13 protein-coding genes and 1 pseudogene are annotated in these 17,287 nt (G+C 49.6%); 11 read left to right on the top strand and 3 right to left on the bottom strand.

All coding sequences use genetic code 11. From position 1 onward, the window contains the following. Positions 1-18 precede the first annotated feature (18 nt). Positions 19-468 (top strand): annotated as a pseudogene (locus D570_RS09570) (heat shock protein transcriptional repressor HspR); the annotation flags it as partial. A 429-nt stretch (positions 469-897) separates the two neighbouring features. Here D570_RS09570 and D570_RS0100820 read toward each other — a convergent pair. Further along, positions 898-1,920 (bottom strand): LacI family DNA-binding transcriptional regulator, encoded by a 1,023-nt coding sequence (locus D570_RS0100820; RefSeq protein WP_018142511.1) that lies wholly within the window; start codon positions 1,918-1,920, stop codon positions 898-900. Between the two features lie 222 nt (positions 1,921-2,142). Here D570_RS0100820 and D570_RS0100815 point away from each other — a divergent pair, with 222 nt between their 5' ends. The 5 genes from D570_RS0100815 to D570_RS0100795 all read left to right on the top strand — a co-directional run bounded on the left by D570_RS0100815 (position 2,143) and on the right by D570_RS0100795 (position 8,780). After that, entirely contained in the window at positions 2,143-3,528 is a 1,386-nt protein-coding gene (locus D570_RS0100815; protein WP_018142510.1) for an extracellular solute-binding protein, read from the top strand. A gap of 197 nt (positions 3,529-3,725) precedes the next feature. Continuing rightward, positions 3,726-4,628 (top strand): carbohydrate ABC transporter permease, encoded by a 903-nt coding sequence (locus D570_RS0100810; protein WP_018142509.1) that lies wholly within the window; start codon positions 3,726-3,728, stop codon positions 4,626-4,628. Then, positions 4,628-5,461: a carbohydrate ABC transporter permease gene (locus tag D570_RS0100805; RefSeq protein ID WP_018142508.1), complete on the top strand. Its 834-nt coding sequence runs from the start codon at positions 4,628-4,630 to the stop codon at positions 5,459-5,461. The genes D570_RS0100810 and D570_RS0100805 overlap by 1 nt, the downstream gene beginning before the upstream one ends. Before the next feature lie 262 nt (positions 5,462-5,723). Continuing rightward, positions 5,724-8,243, top strand: coding sequence for a glycoside hydrolase family 31 protein (locus tag D570_RS0100800; protein WP_018142507.1), 2,520 nt, complete (start codon positions 5,724-5,726; stop codon positions 8,241-8,243). A gap of 147 nt (positions 8,244-8,390) precedes the next feature. Continuing rightward, positions 8,391-8,780 carry a Rid family detoxifying hydrolase gene (locus tag D570_RS0100795; protein ID WP_018142506.1) on the top strand — a complete coding sequence of 130 codons (390 nt, stop codon included), beginning with the start codon at positions 8,391-8,393 and terminating at the stop codon, positions 8,778-8,780. 18 nt (positions 8,781-8,798) lie between these two features. Here D570_RS0100795 and D570_RS09715 read toward each other — a convergent pair whose 3' ends face one another. Then, positions 8,799-9,296 (bottom strand): MFS transporter, encoded by a 498-nt coding sequence (locus tag D570_RS09715; RefSeq protein ID WP_407636335.1) that lies wholly within the window; start codon positions 9,294-9,296, stop codon positions 8,799-8,801. 855 nt (positions 9,297-10,151) lie between these two features. After that, the gene (locus tag D570_RS08095; RefSeq protein WP_018142505.1) at positions 10,152-10,724 is read right to left on the bottom strand and encodes a winged helix-turn-helix domain-containing protein; all 573 of its coding nucleotides are present in this window, start codon (positions 10,722-10,724) and stop codon (positions 10,152-10,154) included. 145 nt (positions 10,725-10,869) lie between these two features. On the opposite strand from D570_RS08095, the gene argS reads away from it, so the two are divergent. The 5 genes from argS to D570_RS0100760 all read left to right on the top strand — a co-directional run bounded on the left by argS (position 10,870) and on the right by D570_RS0100760 (position 17,172). Then, positions 10,870-12,642 (top strand): arginine--tRNA ligase, encoded by a 1,773-nt coding sequence (gene argS / locus D570_RS0100780; protein WP_018142504.1) that lies wholly within the window; start codon positions 10,870-10,872, stop codon positions 12,640-12,642. 154 nt (positions 12,643-12,796) lie between these two features. Continuing rightward, entirely contained in the window at positions 12,797-14,206 is a 1,410-nt protein-coding gene (locus tag D570_RS0100775) for a diaminopimelate decarboxylase family protein (protein ID WP_018142503.1), read from the top strand. 148 nt (positions 14,207-14,354) lie between these two features. Further along, the gene (locus D570_RS08840; RefSeq protein ID WP_018142502.1) at positions 14,355-14,855 is read left to right on the top strand and encodes a GNAT family N-acetyltransferase; all 501 of its coding nucleotides are present in this window, start codon (positions 14,355-14,357) and stop codon (positions 14,853-14,855) included. A gap of 206 nt (positions 14,856-15,061) precedes the next feature. After that, positions 15,062-16,165, top strand: a complete 1,104-nt coding sequence (locus D570_RS0100765; RefSeq protein WP_018142501.1) for an ABC transporter substrate-binding protein — start codon at positions 15,062-15,064, stop codon at positions 16,163-16,165. Further along, entirely contained in the window at positions 16,162-17,172 is a 1,011-nt protein-coding gene (locus D570_RS0100760) for a nucleoside hydrolase (RefSeq protein ID WP_018142500.1), read from the top strand. Before D570_RS0100765 ends, D570_RS0100760 begins: the two co-directional genes overlap by 4 nt. The last annotated feature ends 115 nt before the right edge of the window (positions 17,173-17,287 follow it).

The raw sequence follows: 17,287 nt of genomic DNA, 5'->3' as shown, positions 1-17,287 counted from the left end.
CAGTAGTGGAGGCAAGATATGGCACGTTTGAATAGACAAGCAAAGCAAGCATATATCGCATGTGCTCAGGCCATTGCGGAGGGGCGCATCGACCTCGATGGTGCAGATGCATCCGGCTTTAGTGTGGATGAGCCGGTTTTTAACGTTTCCCAAGCTGCACAGCTCGTTATCATTCACCCGCAGACCTTGCGCCAGTACGATCGACTGGGTTTGGTGGTGCCGCAACGCACAGAGGGTGGATCGAGGCGTTATGCCTTGCGTGATATTGACCGTCTCATGCTCACCCAGCATTTAGTTCAAGACGAGTCGATTAACCTGGCAGGTGTGGCACGCATTTTGCAGTTGATGGAAGAAAACCGACAACTGCGCCGTCAAGTGCGCAGGCTGAAGCAGCCAGAAGGTTCGAGTGTCTTTACAGCTGCGATGGACGGAGAAATCGTAGAAATATTGCGCTCAAACCGCGATCGTGCGCGCGCAATGGCTCAGGCTCGGGGAATCGTGCATCCGGATGGGCGGTCCGATGCGGATGCGCAGCACGCCCAAATTCAGGTGCGTCCAGCGCGTGGGCGTTACCTGCCGCAAGGGGCTTCGGCTGCCTTTATGCTCGAGCTTCCGGGCGTGATGTCGGATGATGCCGATGATACGGATGAAGATTATTTCGATGAATTTGAGGATCGAGACGAGCTCCATCGCGTGGAGAAGTCGTATTTTGATCAGGATGCGAATCATGATGCGGATAGCGAGATGTAGGCGAGAGGCTAAGTCTGTTTTGTGTGGATGTCGTAGGAGAAGTTCAGGCTTCGCCTACGACATTTTTTGATTGCCAGTGCTGTGGAAAAGTAGCAAACTTATCCACAGCACTTTTTGCATTTCGCCGAGTTCATGGCTGTAAGAGAGTTACTTACCAGCGTGTGGAGGAGCTGTGGTTTTGCGTACTAAGAGTTGGACTGGGGCTTTATCGTGCGTGGCTGCACTGTGATCGCCGTCGATGAGACGAAGAGTTTTGTGTGCTGCATCAATAGCCATGTCCAAGGGTTTTTGCTTGATGGTGGATAGCCCTATTTCCCCGGAAAAAAGAGAATTGTCATACCCGAGCACAGATATGTCACCGGGTATAGACATGCCCAATTCTCGATATTTAAAAATAAAGGGAATGGCTAGCGAATCCTGATGGAAAAATAGCGCAGTGGCTTGGTTGTTTTCCTCGGTAACGAGCCGAGAATATACGGCATCGAAGGCATCATCTTCGGGAGAAATTCTGATGAGTGAATGTTCAATTTTCTCAGAATCGCAGGCATCTAAAAATCCTTGAATGCGAGACCAGGAGCTGAAGTGCAGACCTCGTTCAAACTCCTCATAACAATATGTAATGTGCTTATGGCCTAATTGTTTGAGATATCGAACTCCGATGGCTGTTCCTTCGCGATCGTCAATGCTTACGGACGCAGTAAAACCGTTGGTTGTAGGAATATTAACGCCGACGATAGGGATATTTGCGTCCTGAAGACGCGTCACTTCATCATTGCTGATGTCGAATGAAGAAACGACGACAGCATCCACATTTCCGCGTAACGGCAATTGGTCAAAAAACTCTTTTCGCTCTTCAATCGTAGTGACAGGGAAAATGATAAGGTCATAATGAGCTAGCCGAAATACGGTATTCAGTCCCTCAATTATTCTGCCGGTAAACCAGTCAATTTTGCTCGATCCTACGAGAAAGGCAATGCGCATAGCTTTGCCGGATTTAAACACACCAGCCGAACGAGAAATGTAGAAATCCAGCTCTTGCGCCTTTTTCACTACTATGTCACGTGTTTTCTGTGACACTCTTTCTGGATGTGAAAAAACGCGAGACACGGTAGCTGTGGAAACCCCGGCTGCTTGTGCGACATCTGCGATGCTATGTTTCTGTTTTTTCATTCATCCATCCCTTGCTGGTACCCGTTGAACTTCATTGTACGGGGGAGTACGACACGCCGGTTTCATGAAAATTGTAGCATGAAAAGCCTTATAAATGTAACCGTTTACATTATTTCGCGTGTTGTCGCGATATTTTTTACATTAATCCATGGAAAACGTACAAGATACGTGTATAGTGGATAGTGCAAATTTATTGCACTTACAGTGGAGTAAGGAGAGAAGATGCAGTTAAAGAAGATAGCTACTGCGACAATTGCAACCGTTGGCATTTTGGCTATGGTTAGCGCATGCTCAAGCACGGGAAGTTCGGGCGTCACCGACACAAAAGCGGATAAAGGTCTGGATGTTATCGGTACGAACGTCACCTATGATCCGAACCATCTCGTCAATGAGGGTAAGCCAATTACGATTGAATACTGGACATGGTCAGACAAAGGTGTAGACCCTGTTTATCAGTTATCCGAAGACTATTCGAAGATTTATCCCAATGTCACAATCAACATCAAGAAGCAGACATGGGATGACTATTGGACGAAGCTGCCTCTGCAGCTCAAAGGGAAGAATGGCCCGGCCATCTACAATATTCACAATTCTTATGACTCCTTAATCCGTCCTTATTCGGCAGATTATGATATCGACCAAGCTGCATTGGAAGCGGATTATCCAACCGCCGTGGCGCATGAAGATGCAGACGGCAAGGTCAAGTACATCGATTCTGTAATTAATACCGGAAATATTTATTACAACAAGACTTTGTGGAGCGAAGCTGGTCTTACGGAAGCGGATATTCCGACCACGTGGGATCAGTTCATCGCAGTTGCGCAGAAGCTGACGAAATTTGATGGCGATAAGATGACTCAGGCGGGCTTTAATATCAATGGCGCCTATGATGCCATCTATCAAGGTCTGAATTATCAAAAGGGCACGTTGCTCTTTGATAGCACCGGCAAGACTGCAAACTTTGACAATGAAACAATCAAAGAAAATTTGCAGTTCTTAAAGGATTTGTATGAAAAGGACAAGGTGGGTTCCGTAGACTTTGGCAACGAATACTCCGAATCCTTTGGACAAGGCCAAACTGCAATGGTATACGCATGGGGCTGGCTTGAGGGCACGATGAAGGATAAATATCCTGACATTGATTACGGTGTGTTTGCAACCCCAACCTTTGGCACGGATACACCATTTGCTTTTGACCGTTACAACGGCGAATCTACTCCTGGAATTAATAAGAATCAGACTGCGGAACAGCAAGCTGTTGCACAAGATTTCGTGAAATACCTGTTGGCTAACGATGATTACGTTCGCCAAGCAGTAGCAGGTTTGAATTCCTTCCCAGCGAAGGCGAATCTTCAATCCGATGCTGAAATTTTGAAGAGCCCTGTTATGCAGGCAATTCAACCACGCGTATCTCGCTTGATTTGGCCAGGCGCAACACCTGCAACCGTGGAAACCTCTGCAAAGGTTGCGTTTGAAAATGTTATGCAAAATGGTATGTCCATCGATGAGGCCTTGACAGAAGGCCAAGCAACGATGGAGAAGGATATGAAGGGTTCAGACTTTACTTCCGCAGAAGGTAAATATGAATTCTTTAGCGAGCATAAGTAAATGAGCCTTGCGGTGGAGTGCAATGCAGAGAGCTTGCACTCCACCTTAGGGGAACTGTGATTTTTCATAGGTAAACACCATGTGTGGGCAATGGGATACGAAACTTGCATTCCATTTACGATAGTCAAATATGTGATGATGCACGGGGAAGTGCACTGCGCATATCAAGCAGTTGATCAGCATGCTGGAGGAGAGTTATGAGTAAAACCGCTGCATCAACTCAGGAAAAACGAAGCATATTTTCGCGTATTTTTACCTTGCGAAATATGGCAGTAACGTTCCTGATTGTTTATTTCGCCATTTTTCTGGCGTACCCAATTTATAAGGCTTTTGCAGGAAGTCTGCATAACTGGAATCCGCTGAATGATACGTATGAGTGGATTGGCTTTGAAAACTACAAAGATATCCTGACAGATAAGCTCTTTTGGACATCCATGGCAAATACGGGGGTATTTCTGGGGTGGTCCACCTTGTTTAGAGTGGTAATCGGATTGGGTTTGGCTTTGCTTCTGAGCTCCAAGCTAGTGCGGGCAAAGGATACACTGCGCGGTCTGTTTTATATGCCAACGATTACGCCTCTCGTAGCTGTCAGCTTTGTCTGGTTGTGGATGTTTGACCCACAGTTCGGCATGATTGACAAGGTCACGGGCCTAAACATCAACTGGCTCCATGATTCTACCTGGGCGATGCCGGCAGTCATTATCATGACGATTTGGAAAGATTTCGGTTATGCAACGGTGCTGTATCTCGCGGGATTAATGAATCTTCCGCGCGATGTATATGAAGCTGCTGCTATCGATGGCGCAAATTCGGTACAAATCTTCTTCCGCATTACACTGCCATTGTTGAAATCCACAACGCTCTTTATTGTGATTACTTCGATTATTAGCTACTTGCAGGCCTATGTGCAATTCCTGGTAATGACTGAGGGTGGTCCGGGAACGTCCACATACACCATCAGCTATTTAATCTTTGACCAAGCATTTAATAAGAATAATTTTGGTGTAGCATCGGCTCAAGCGGTTGTATTGTTCCTCTTTACCGGTGTGCTCACCCTAATTATGTTTAAGGTTTCCGGCGATGCGGAGGGATTGGCATAATGAAAAACCCGCTTATGTGGAGACGTGTCGGCTCTATTATTCTGACTGTATTTCTCTTTATCATCGCTGTGATTACCATAGTTCCGTTTCTATGGATGTTTATCTCTTCGTTTGCGCCCAATAGCGAAATCGTAAAGATCAATGGCGGACTTTTCCCAACGCCCACAACTATCGAGAATTACATCAACATTCAAGAGAATTTTAATTTCTTCAGACTTTTTGGTAATTCCGTATTTGTGGCGACGGTGAAAACGGTCATCATCATTTATACTTCCGCCTTGCTAGGCTTCGTATTTTCTAAGATGCGCTTCTTTGGGCGAGACATCCTTTTTGGTGTTGTAATGAGTACGATGATGATTCCTTGGGCAGTGACGATTATCCCTCAATATGAAATGATGGTGAATTTCGGCTGGCTTGATACCTACAAGGCGCTCATTATCCCTGGGTTGGTATCTGGTTTTGGCATCTTCCTGTTCCGGCAATCGATTTCCGGCATTTCTGACGAGCTTATAGAAGCGGCAAGGTTGGATGGCGCCAGCGATACGAGAATATTCCACAGTTTGATTTTGCCGTTAAGTCACAATACTATTGCGGCTCTCGCCATCTTCACCTTCTTGTGGAATTGGGAAGACTATCTATGGCCATTCTTGATGATCACGGATGATACGAAGCAGCTCTTGGCTGTGGGATTAAAGGCCTTTAATGGGCAGTATGGCACGGATTACGGTGGCTTATTTGCTGCTACATCGTTGGCCATCGTGCCGGTCATTATCGTCTATATGATCTTCCAAAAGCAATTCATAGCAGGTATTGCTACCGGCAGTTCGAAGTAGCACATCTGATTTGTGGGACTGGGCATAACCAGCCCCACAATGCTGTGAGGCGTGGTGTTATTACAATTATGAAGTCTTTGCAAACGTTTTCATAATAATATAGGGGAACAACTTGATTTGCGGCCCATTTTATGAATCTTCGGCTATAATTATAAATGGGTTTTATGAAAACGTTAGCATTGGTAAGTTTTCGTGGATTCTTCATGAATATGCTTATGAATCATTGATAACTTTCCGACAATCAGAAGCGAAGGAGCTTAGTATGACAGAACAAGGAAACGGCGCATTTGCAGAGTATGAGGGCATGACGCATCCGGTCATGGATGCAAAGCGCGTTATTTCGGGCGATAAATGGCGCATTGGGGTGATTACCAATTCGCTGCTACGCTTCGAGTGGTCGGATACAGGTGTGTTCGAGGATAAGGCAACTCAGGTTGTGGTTGACCGCAATTTCGACGACGATATTTCCATCGCGATGACAGAGCGTGACGGCCTGCTTATTATCGATACGGGCGAGCTCTACGTCACCTATAACAAGAAGCCATTCTCCAAAGAGGGGCTTAGCGTTGTTGTTAAGCATCTCAATACTTCGCAATTCAACACCTGGCATTATGGCGATGCTGCTCCAGGCAATTTGCGTGGCACCACACGTACCTTGGATACCATCGATGGCCGCACGGAGCTCGAAGAAGGCATCCTGTCCATTGATGGTTGGGCCATCCTCGATGATTCTCGCTCTAATGTGGTGTCTTACGAGGGTGCGTCTCCAAAGGCTGTTTTTGGTGAGGAAAATATCAAAGCAGGCGGTTGGCGCATTGCTTCGCGCGATCATGCGGAAACGGATTTCTACTTCTTCGGCTATGCTCATGGCTACAAGAAGGCTATTCGCGATTTCTACAAGCTTACGGGCCCGCAGCCGTTACTACCGCGTTGGGCACTGGGCAACTGGTGGAGCCGTTACTATGCCTATACGCAGGAGGAGTACCTCCAGCTGCATGATAGATTTAAGCAGGAAGGCATTCCTTTCACCACGGCTGTCATCGATATGGATTGGCATATTACAGATATCGATCCTAAGTATGGTTACGGTTGGACGGGATATACCTGGAATAAGGATTTGTATCCTGATCACGTGCAGTTGCTCTCGGATTTGTCAGAGCGCGGATTAAAGACCACATTGAATGTGCATCCTCGAGACGGCGTGCGCGGCTATGAAAAGCCTTATAAGGAACTTGCGGAAAAGGTAGGCATTGACCCTGCCACAGATGAGGCTGTGGAATTTGACCTGACGAACCCTGCCTTTATCGACGGCTACTTCGACATGCATCACACATTGGAAGATGAAGGTGTGGACTTCTGGTGGCTCGACTGGCAGCAGGGTGGTGTTACCCGTCAGCCAGGCTTAGATCCGCTGTGGATGCTCAATCACGTGCACTACATCGATTCTGCGCGCGATGGCAAGTGGCCATTGACCTTCTCGCGTTATGCAGGACCGGGCTCGCATCGCTATCCAGTAGGATTCTCTGGCGATTCCATTGTGTCGTGGGAGTCCTTACAATTCCAGCCTGAATTTACAGCAACGGCGTCGAACATCGGATTCGGTTGGTGGAGCCACGATATCGGCGGTCATATGATGGGATATCGTGATGATGAGCTCGAAGCACGCTGGTATCAGTATGGCACCTTCAGCCCAATTAACCGCTTGCACTCCAGCAATTCGCCATTTACCAGCAAGGAGCCATGGAACTTCCGCCCAGAAGTGCGTCAGGCCATGGTTGAAGCCTTGCAGTTGCGTCATCGTCTCATCCCTTATTTGTACACCATGAATTATCGTGCATATGATGCGGGTGAGCCATTGGTGCAGCCAATGTACTGGGCATCTCCAGAAATTGCTGAGGCATATGCGGTGCCAGAAGAATTCTGGTTTGGTTCTGAGCTCGTTATGGCGCCTATTACCTCTCCTTCTGACAAAAATGTGGCGAAAGCTAAGGCAGACGTGTGGCTGCCATCGGGCGAATGGTTCGATTTCTTCAGTGGTCGTCGTTATGTGGCAAAGGGCAAGGGCCGTACATTTGAAGCGTGGCGCGCGCTCAATCGCCAGCCAATCTTCGCTCGTTCGGGTGCAATTATTCCATTGGCTCAGCTCGGTGCAGATGATCACATTAACTCCGTTGCAAATCCAGAGGCGTTGGAAATCGTGGTGTTCCCAGCAGCTCAAGGCGAGGGTAATACCTTCACGCTCGTAGAAGATAATGGTCAGTACAACGATGCTCGCACGGGCAAGACGGCACGCACACGTTTGAGCTGGGATGGTTCAACCTTTGTTATTTCTGCTGTAGAAGGCGATGCGCAAGCCGTACCAAGCACACGCACCTGGACCGTGACTCTGCGCGGTGTAGGCGACTTAGGGGAGAAGGCTCTTACGGGTGCAGAGGTAACGGCATACGCTTATGATGCAGAAAATATGAGCGCTTCGTACACCTTGGCAAGCCTGCCGGTTAGCAGTGAAACAGTGCTGGAGATTTCGGGCGCTACGCCTGCAGAAAACCCAGTGGCTGAGGATGCGCGCAAGATGCTCCTCAACACGCAAATTGCATACAACATGAAGGATGCAGTTTACCGTGTGGCTCTCAGTGGCGATATTACGGAGCTGGCCTCTATGGGTGCGCGCAAGTTCGCCTATGAGTACGGTTTGCATGGTCATACCCCAGAGCATACGGTGACGGAACGCATTCCAGCGGAAATAGAATCCGCATTGAAGGAAATTATGCTCCGATCATAAAAATACTATCCAGCCTTCTGAGATGAAGGCGTAGATGTGCAGGCGATTTTTTAGACATTTTCGGTCGAGAAATCGCCTGCGCTGTATTCTGGGAGTGACGAGAAAAACTTCACGTACTTATGTGCAATGCGCACTGAAGGAGAACAAATGGCAATCGAAGAAGTCGCTACATCTCAGGCACCTCAAGCGTTGGGTGCCTACAGCCAGGCAGTCAAAGCCAATGGCTTTGTCTTTGTTTCAGGACAGCTGGGCATTGACCCGGACACCGGCGAGCTCGCTGGAGCCACGCCAGAATTGCAAACGCATCAGGCGATGAAAAATATTGCGGCCATTCTCGAAGCTGCAGGTTCCAGCCTAGATAAGGTTGTGCGTGCCACCATTTATATGAAGAATGCAAATGACTTTGCGGACATCAATGCGGTTTATGCTCAATATTTCGAGGGTGAGGTCAAGCCTGCGCGCGTGGCTTTTGGTTCTAATGTCATCCCAAAGCCGGGCGCGGTGGTAGAAATTGATGCCATTGCAGTAGCTGAGTAGATTTGTAATAACGGCAGTTCATCTAGGCGATAGTGCGTAAGCTTGCGGGGCTATCGCCTTTTGTGTGCGCACAATCCTTACTTGGTTAGCGCAGCGCGTACTGCGACTACTCAGATGGATGCGCCGAATATCCTTCGATAGACCGCACAAGACGGCGCCCGTCATTGCTGGCAGGGCAAAGAGGAGCAGAGTGCAACTATACGAGGTGTGCGCGAGCAGGGGGCCGGCCATAGCGCCACACAGCGAAGATAATGCTTGAGCGGGGACACTCATAGTGGTGGTAAGCCGACCTTGCATGGTATCGGGGGCTTGCGTGGAAACGAATCCGAGGAGGAGTGCATTCATTGCAGGGATCACCAGACCGATCAAGGAGTTGAGTATCAAAGTCAGGGGATAAGACGTAAAAATCGGTAAGAGCAGACAGAGTATACTCACATATCCCAGGGAGAAAACCGTTACGCGCCCCACATGCAGGTGATGGTTGTAATGTCGCGTAAAAATTGAGCCTGCGAGCATGGACACAGCCATACCTGCGCTGATGCAGCCGATAAGCGTGGAATTGGTATGCGTGGAAACCAAGCGAAGCTGAATCGTGTACTGCACGCCGGAAAGAGAAAAAATTTGTCAAGCTCCTGGCGAGAAGAATAATCACGAGCATGTGTTTGGAAAAAGTCCATGTCCAACCGTCCACAAAGTCCTGTCTAAAGTGCGCTTGGGGGTCGTCGTTCTGTGCATGTTCAATTTCAGCCGTGCGTGGTATGGCGTCCGTAGCCCCGCCTAAGCAGGCGTAGAGCAGAGCTCTGATAGCAAAAGGAAACCAAGTGTGCAGGGCGAAGAGAAAGCCAGACAGGGGGTTTCCGGATAAAAAAATCAACGCATCGCCCCCCGGTTGAGGCTGCGTGCTTTCATAATCCTCGAGTGGAATGACGGATTTGAGCAGCGCATCGGAGGCAGAAGACAAGAAACCGTTGATAAGCGACATGGCAATGCAGAGGCTGAGAAACAGCGGAAAACTCAGCAGATGTCCAACCAGTAGCAAGCAGACAAGTCCCCAGCCCATCGCGGAGCACACAGAATTTATGACGAGCGAGACGCGCCGATGATGACGATCCATGAAGGTGTCGCCTGTGATACCGGCGATTAATTGTGCGATAAGCGACAGAGTTCCCACCCAACCGGCAAGCGTGGTGGACTGGGTGAGTGCAAAGCCCAAAAGCGAAATGGCGAGTGTTCGGATGGATGTGCCGGCGGCTGAGGTGGTACCTGCGGTAAACCAGGCGAGATATGCACGCTGGCTGTGTGTATCGTGTGCACCGAGAGTGCTGAGTGTGCGTGCTGACCGTGTGTGCAGGTTGTGCTGTGAGCGGCGCATCAGGCTATCCATCGGAAGACTTGGATAATGCTCACGACCTTGTGCAAATCTGTTTGGGTAGAAGCGGCGGGTTTTTCAGACGACTGGGCATTCTGCTGAGAAATCTTTTCCCATTTCGCGAGTACATCTCGTAGTTCCTCTGCCATGCTCGCAGTTTGCTCCGCGGTCAGCGTAAATGTGCAGTCATCGCTGGTGACGGCATTTTTCCACTCTTCCGAGAGTTCATCGAAATGGTCGAGGAATCTTTCGTATGCTAGATGCCGGGTAATAGAAGCACTGCGTTTAAAGGTATCCAGCGTGTTTGTATCCGCAGAATTAGTCGAAATAATAGTTTTCTGCTCTGCTGCTACCCACCAGCTCGTGCGCGCATCGTGGTTGGGGGAGTCCACCTTGTGCACGAGATTATTTTTCTCCATGATGCTCAAGTGATAACTGACTGAGCCGGGAGCCTCGCCGATGGATGCGCTGATGGATCCTACACTCTGTGCGCCGTCTAGGCGCAGCGTGCCGAGGATGCGCATGCGTATGGGGTTGGACAGAACTTTCAGCATTTCTGGGGTGGTGGATGCCATCTTCTCGCCTTCTTGTGTAAATGGTCTTTAACAAAGAATACCACAAATAATTTGTACAAATAAATTGCATAAATAATAGATTGAGTAAAACTGCCGATTCTTTCGCCAAATTCCTGTGTATGCCTCAACCGTTAAACTAACCTCTATGAGTCCAGAAGCACTTGCACAATTAATTTTTGATATCGCCACCGCACTCGTGGAGTCCGGTAAAGCAGGCGAATTAACTCTTGAACAGATCCCACCCGTAGAAAAGCTTGCTGTTATGCGCCCTAAGGATCGTGCGCACGGCGATTGGTCGACAAATATTGCCATGCAGCTTGCCAAGAAGGCGGGTATGGCACCACGTAATTTCGCAGCATTGTTTGCAGAAGGATTGGGTAAAGCAGACGGTATTGCACGCGTAGATATCGCGGGCCCAGGCTTTATCAATATCGTGCTGGATTCAGCATCGGCAGCCGCTATTGTGCAGACGGTGCTGGATCAGGCAGAGACGTTTGGGCAGAATGATCATTTGGCTGGTCAAACGCTCAATCTGGAATTTGTCTCGGCAAACCCTACGGGGCCTATTCATATCGGTGGTACACGCTGGGCTGCTGTGGGCGATTCCATGGCGCGCGTATTGGAGGCGAATGGTTCCAAGGTTGTGCGTGAGTACTACTTCAATGATCACGGTACGCAGATTGACCGTTTTGCCAAGTCTCTCGTGGCGGCTGCACACGGCGAGGAAACACCTGAGGATGGCTACAAGGGTGCGTATATCGATGATATTGCCGCTCGTGTAATTGAGCAGGCGCAGGCGGAAGGCGTCGATGTGCTGTCCTTGCCACGCATCACAGGTGAGGATGGGGCAGAAGGCGATTCCGAGCAGCGTGAGGAGTTCCGTAAACGCGCCGTTCCTATGATGTTTGACGAAATCAAGCAGTCCATGAAGGAATTTCGTGTGGACTTCGACGTGTACTTCCATGAAAATGCGGTGTATGAGTCCGGCGAAGTAGATCGTGCCATTGCCGAACTGCGTGCCAAGGGCGATATTTATGAAAAGGATGGAGCTACGTGGTTTGCTTCTACCAAGTATGGTGACGATAAGGACCGCGTCGTTATCAAGTCCGATGGGAATGCAGCGTATATTGCCGGCGACATTGCTTATTATCTCAACAAGCGTCGCCGTGAAAAGGATCCTGCAGACGTAGCTATTTATATGCTGGGTGCAGATCATCACGGTTATATTGGTCGCATGATGGCCGTGTGTGCAGCATTCGGTGATACGCCGGGCACGAATATGCAGATCCTCATCGGTCAGCTCGTCAATGTGTTGAAGAATGGTCAAGCCGTGCGCATGAGCAAGCGTGCAGGCAATGTGGTTATCATCGATGACCTGATTGAAGCCGTGGGAGTAGATGCGGCGCGTTATTCTTTGGCTCGCACCTCCTACAACCAAAATCTCGACATCGATTTGGATGTGCTGGCTTCGCATACCAACGACAATCCCGTGTACTACGTGCAGTACGCCTTTGCACGTTCCAAGAACGTGGACCGCAATGCTCAGGCTGCGGGTATTAGCTACGAGGGTGCAGATTTGAGCCTGCTGGACACCGCGACGGACTCCGAACTGCTGGCAGAGCTGGCTTTGTATCCTTCGGTGGTTACCACAGCCGGTGATTTGCGCGAGCCGCACCGCATTGCACACTATGTGGAGGAGCTCGCGGGCAAGTACCACAAGTGGTATGCGGCAGAGCGTGTGGTACCAATGGACTTGACGGAGGGCGAAGCCTCTCGTGAGGATGCGGAGGATGTGCGCATTGCTAAGAGTCCGGAGCTAGCGCGTGCAGCCGCGCGTTTGATGCTTAATGATGCAGCGGGTCAGATTTTTGCGAACGCTTTGGGTCTGCTTGGTGTGAGCGCTCCAGAAAAGATGTAAGTTTCCCGTGAAATCTGCGCAATCCAGCACAGGGTAGGATGAGAGCGATGTGAAAGGCACTGGTATACGCCAGTGCCTTTTCGTATGCTCCTCTTAGACTAGACGGTAATTGTCTGTGGAATGAAACGGCAGTAGCAGCGACGGAGAACGAATTATGATAACACCGGATATCACACGTATTTGGCCACAAGGCGTCAGCATTTTCGAGGGTGAAGAGGGTATGACGGACCGTGGTCACAGTTTCGAGGCCTTGGCTGAAAAGTACGGCACGCCACTGTACGTGATAGATACGGTGGATGTGGCAGATCGAGCGCGCTATTTCGTGGATACTGTGCGGGACAGTTTTGCCAATGCCACCACACATGTCAGCTTTGCGGGCAAGGCTTTTCTGTCCAAGGAGATTGCGCGCATCGTGGCCGAACAGGGCTTGTTTGTGGATACCTGTACTTGGGGCGAAATGCAGATTGCGTTGGCTGCGGGCATTCCAGGACGTCGTTTAGTGTTGCATGGAAATAACAAATCGGATGCGGAAATTCGTTTGGCTATTGAGCATGATTTTGACAAAATCGTCATCGACGAACCGCAGGAGCCGGACCGTATTGCCCGTATCGCGCGCGAGGTAGGCAAGCGCGCTCGTGTTATGGTGCGTGTGACTGTAGGTGTGCATGCAGGTGGGCATGAGTATATTTCTACCGCACATGAAGACCAGAAATTTGGCATTGCCATGCTTCCGGCTCATCATGAGGATGTGACAGACGTACAATCTGTGCTTTTCTTCGATGAAGTGGCTCATGGCCCGGCCATCAGCGTTTTGCAGAGCGTGCTCCATCTGTCAGAGGATTTGGAGCTCGTGGGCGTGCATTCGCATATTGGTTCACAAATTCACGATGCAGATGCGTTTATCGCTGCGGCAGAGCGTGTGATGGTACTGCGTCGCGCGTTTTATGCAACGGATGGGTATGTACTGCCAGAAATTGACTTGGGCGGCGGCTATTCTGTGGCGTACACCGAAGGCGATGCGTCTATGGATATCGAAGCCACAATGAAGCGCATTGCGCAGGCGGTGCACTCCGATTCTGCGCGTGCAGGACTACCTTTGCCTATCGTGAGCTTTGAGCCAGGCCGTTGGATTGTGGCGCCGGCTGGCTATACCTTGTATCGCGTGGGTACGGTGAAGAATGTGCCTCTGGAAGGCGGGCAGTCTCGCGTGTACGTCAGTGTAGATGGCGGCATGAGCGATAATATTCGTCCGGCATTATATGGAGCTGAGTACACGGCAGTTGTCGCCAATCGTGCGACCACGGGTGAGACGGTACAGGCACGCGTAGTGGGTTCGCATTGTGAATCCGGAGATGTCGTCGTGCATGACATCCAGCTTCCGGCAGACATACAGCGCGGAGACTTGCTGGCTGTGCCGGTAACCGGTGCCTATGGTCGCACGATGGCTAGCAATTACAATCAAATTCTGCGTCCAGCTGTAGTAGCAGTGGACGAGAACGGCTCGCATGTGATGATGCGTCGTGAAACCATGGAAGATTTGCTGGAATTGGACGTCAGCGAGTAAACACCGTGCTCACTCAGTGAGTGGAAAGGGAGAATAAGTGTCGCAGACAAATGAATACGGTCAGCTGATTGGCGATCGAGTGCAGGGCATGGCCTTTGTGCAGCCCACGGTGTAGACGATTGAGGGGCGTTTCGTCACCGTCGAGCATATGAGGGTGTCTGATCATCTCGAAGATATTTGGGATTTTTACCGAGCGGATTATGCACACCCTCAAGACTGGACTTATCTGTCCTATGAGCCATTCAGTGATATTTCTGAGCTTCGAAATCTTGTAGAAGATCACGAAAAGAGCACAAATCCGTATTTTCTTGTCGCTCGTGATAAGACGCAGAATCACAAAGTACTTGCCACCTGCGCGCTGATGCGCATTAATCCGCAGAATCGTTCCTGTGAAATGGGACAAGTCATTTATGCGCCTGCATTTCGCAAAACGCGCGCCGCAACAGAGTTGCAATTTCTTGTGAGGCGTTACGTGTTTGAGGAACTCCATGCGCGCCGGTATGAGTGGAAATGCGATAGTTTGAATTTGCCTTCTCGGCGTGCGGCTGAACGCTTGGGCTTTACGTATGAGGGACGTTTCCGGAATGCTGTCGTGTATAAAGGTCGTTCTCGAGATACGGATTGGTTCTCTGTTATTGCTACAGAATGACCATCGCTGAAAAAGGCATTCGAATTATGGCTAGATGACAGCAGCTTCGATGAGCAGGGGAATCAGCGCCAGAACTTGCAAAATATGCGTTCTTAGTATTTACTAGGTTAGGATAATTTAATACGAAGCCTGCAACCCTTTATATGTTTCTGGTGCACGTTTCGCTAAAAAATGGCAAGAAATGTATGGAGAGAAAAAGGTTCACTATGCCAAAACCATTACTTCAACGCGCCCTAAAATTGGTGCTCAGTGCAGGAATCGCTTTATCCTTGACCGCAGCTCTGGCTGCTTGTGGCACATCATCCACTTCGAGTTCGTCCGCAGAGGGTTTAAAAACCGTTACTTTTATGCTCAGCTGGATCCCGGACACGAATCATATTGGCGCGTATATTGCTCAAGAACGTGGCTATTTTAAAGAAGAAGGTTTAAACGTCGATATTGTAGCCGCTTCTCAGGCGGGTGCAGAGCAGGCCGTATCTACCGGTGCGGCGGATTTTGCATTATCCAATACCTTTAATGTGGGCGTGGCCAATATTAAAGATGCGGGTCTGAAACTTATCGCACAAGTACAGCAGCGTACATCGGCAATTTGGTGCTCGCTGGCTTCCAACACCTCAATCCAATCGCCGAAAGATTTTGATGGCAAGACTTTCGCGACCTTTGGTGCGAATGAATCCGATGCGGTGATTAAGCGCATGATTCAAACCGATGGTGGCACCGGTAATTTTGACAAGGTAACCGTGGGCACCTCTACCTTCCAGACTTTAAGCTCGGGCAGAGCTGACTTTGGCGGATTCTATGCCACCTGGGAGGGTGTGCAAGCAGAATTGTATGGTCCACAGCTCAACTGCTGGAACGAGCCAGATTATGGTGTACCCGGAAATGCGGATGAAATTGGCATTATTACCTCGGATAAGATGATTAGCTCAGATAAAAACACCGTGCAAGGCTTTACGCGTGCCGTACAAAAGGGCTATACCTGGGCGTACTTGCATCCGGATGACGCGGCCGAGATTCTGGTCAATGCGGCGAAAGATGCAAACCTGGATAGCGAATTGGTTAAGCATTCCATGGAAGCCATTGTGGATGGTCAATACTGGGGCAGCGCAGATGATGTGAAGTCTGGTGCATTTACCATTGGCACCATGAATACCGAAGCGGCTCAGCAATACTTTGATTTTGTCAAAGATTCAGGAGCTTACACGGATAGCAATAATCAAACAGTGACCACCGCGCCACAGGCCACCGATCAGGTGGACGAGGAGTTCCTCATTTCGGGCGCAGATATCGTAAAGGCAATCGGCTCATGACACAGGACGCAACTGCACAAAAAATCATCCTCGACTGTGATACCGGTATCGACGACACCCTGGCTTTAATGTATCTTTTTGGCAGTGAAGACGTCGAAATTCTCGGTGTGGTCGGCACCTTTGGCAATGTGACCGAAGGACAGGCGGCGTTGAATAATCGCGCGCTTTTGGATGCGGCCGGGTTGGCAGACATTCCGGCGTATCGCGGCATTGAAGTTCCATCGTTCGATAAGATATCCACCCATTACGAGGTGGATGAAGGTTGCGAACGCTTCCATGGAAAGAACGGATGGGGCGGAGCACAGCTCGATCTACCGGAAAGCGTACAGCGTGGCGCAATTCTTGATGATGGTGTGTCATTCGAAGCTGAAGTCATTGAAAAATATGGTACGGATCTGACCGTCATTGCTACCGGACCCTTGACCAATATCGATGCAGTGCTGACGCGCAGGCCTGAACTGGCACGCAAACTGCATCTGGTCATTATGGGCGGCGCGCTTACTCAGCTAGGAAACTGCTATAACCTCATTAGCGAAACCAATATGGTCAACGATCCGGAGGCGGCCAATCGCGTATTTCACAGTGGTGCAGATATTACCGTCGTAGGCATCGATGTGACACATAAAACCTTGATGACGCGCGCGCATGTGGAGACTTTTGCGCGCGAGGGTGGTAAGACTGGGCAATTTGTGGCGCAGGCGCTACGTTATTACGTGAATGCGAATGAGCAGTCTGACCCCGTATTTCTTGCTGGATCGCCGTTGCATGATCCGCTGGCCGTAGCGGTAGCTTTGGATCCTAGTCTTGTTTCTTGCTTCCCTATCAATTTGATGGTGGATTTGGAAGGTCCGCAACGTGGACGCACGGTGGGAGATCCTACGCTGATCAACGCGCCTGCCGAGCATGTACGCATGGCCTTAGGCGTGGATTCTCCACGTTTTGTGAGTCAGTGGCACGAGCGTACTCTGCGTGCGTTTGAGCGCATGAATAAGCATCTCGCAGCATAGGTCTACGCCATAGATGTATATCTCCCAAAACTTGAGTGACTTTGACTCAAGTTTTGGGAATATCTCTGAGAGAAAACTGTTAAACATATCAGAATAACGAAAAAACCTTGACGAA

The organism is Alloscardovia criceti DSM 17774 (assembly GCF_000376885.1).
GTDB classification, from domain to species: domain Bacteria; phylum Actinomycetota; class Actinomycetes; order Actinomycetales; family Bifidobacteriaceae; genus Alloscardovia; species Alloscardovia criceti.
This window is presented reverse-complemented; position numbering and strand designations above follow the sequence as displayed.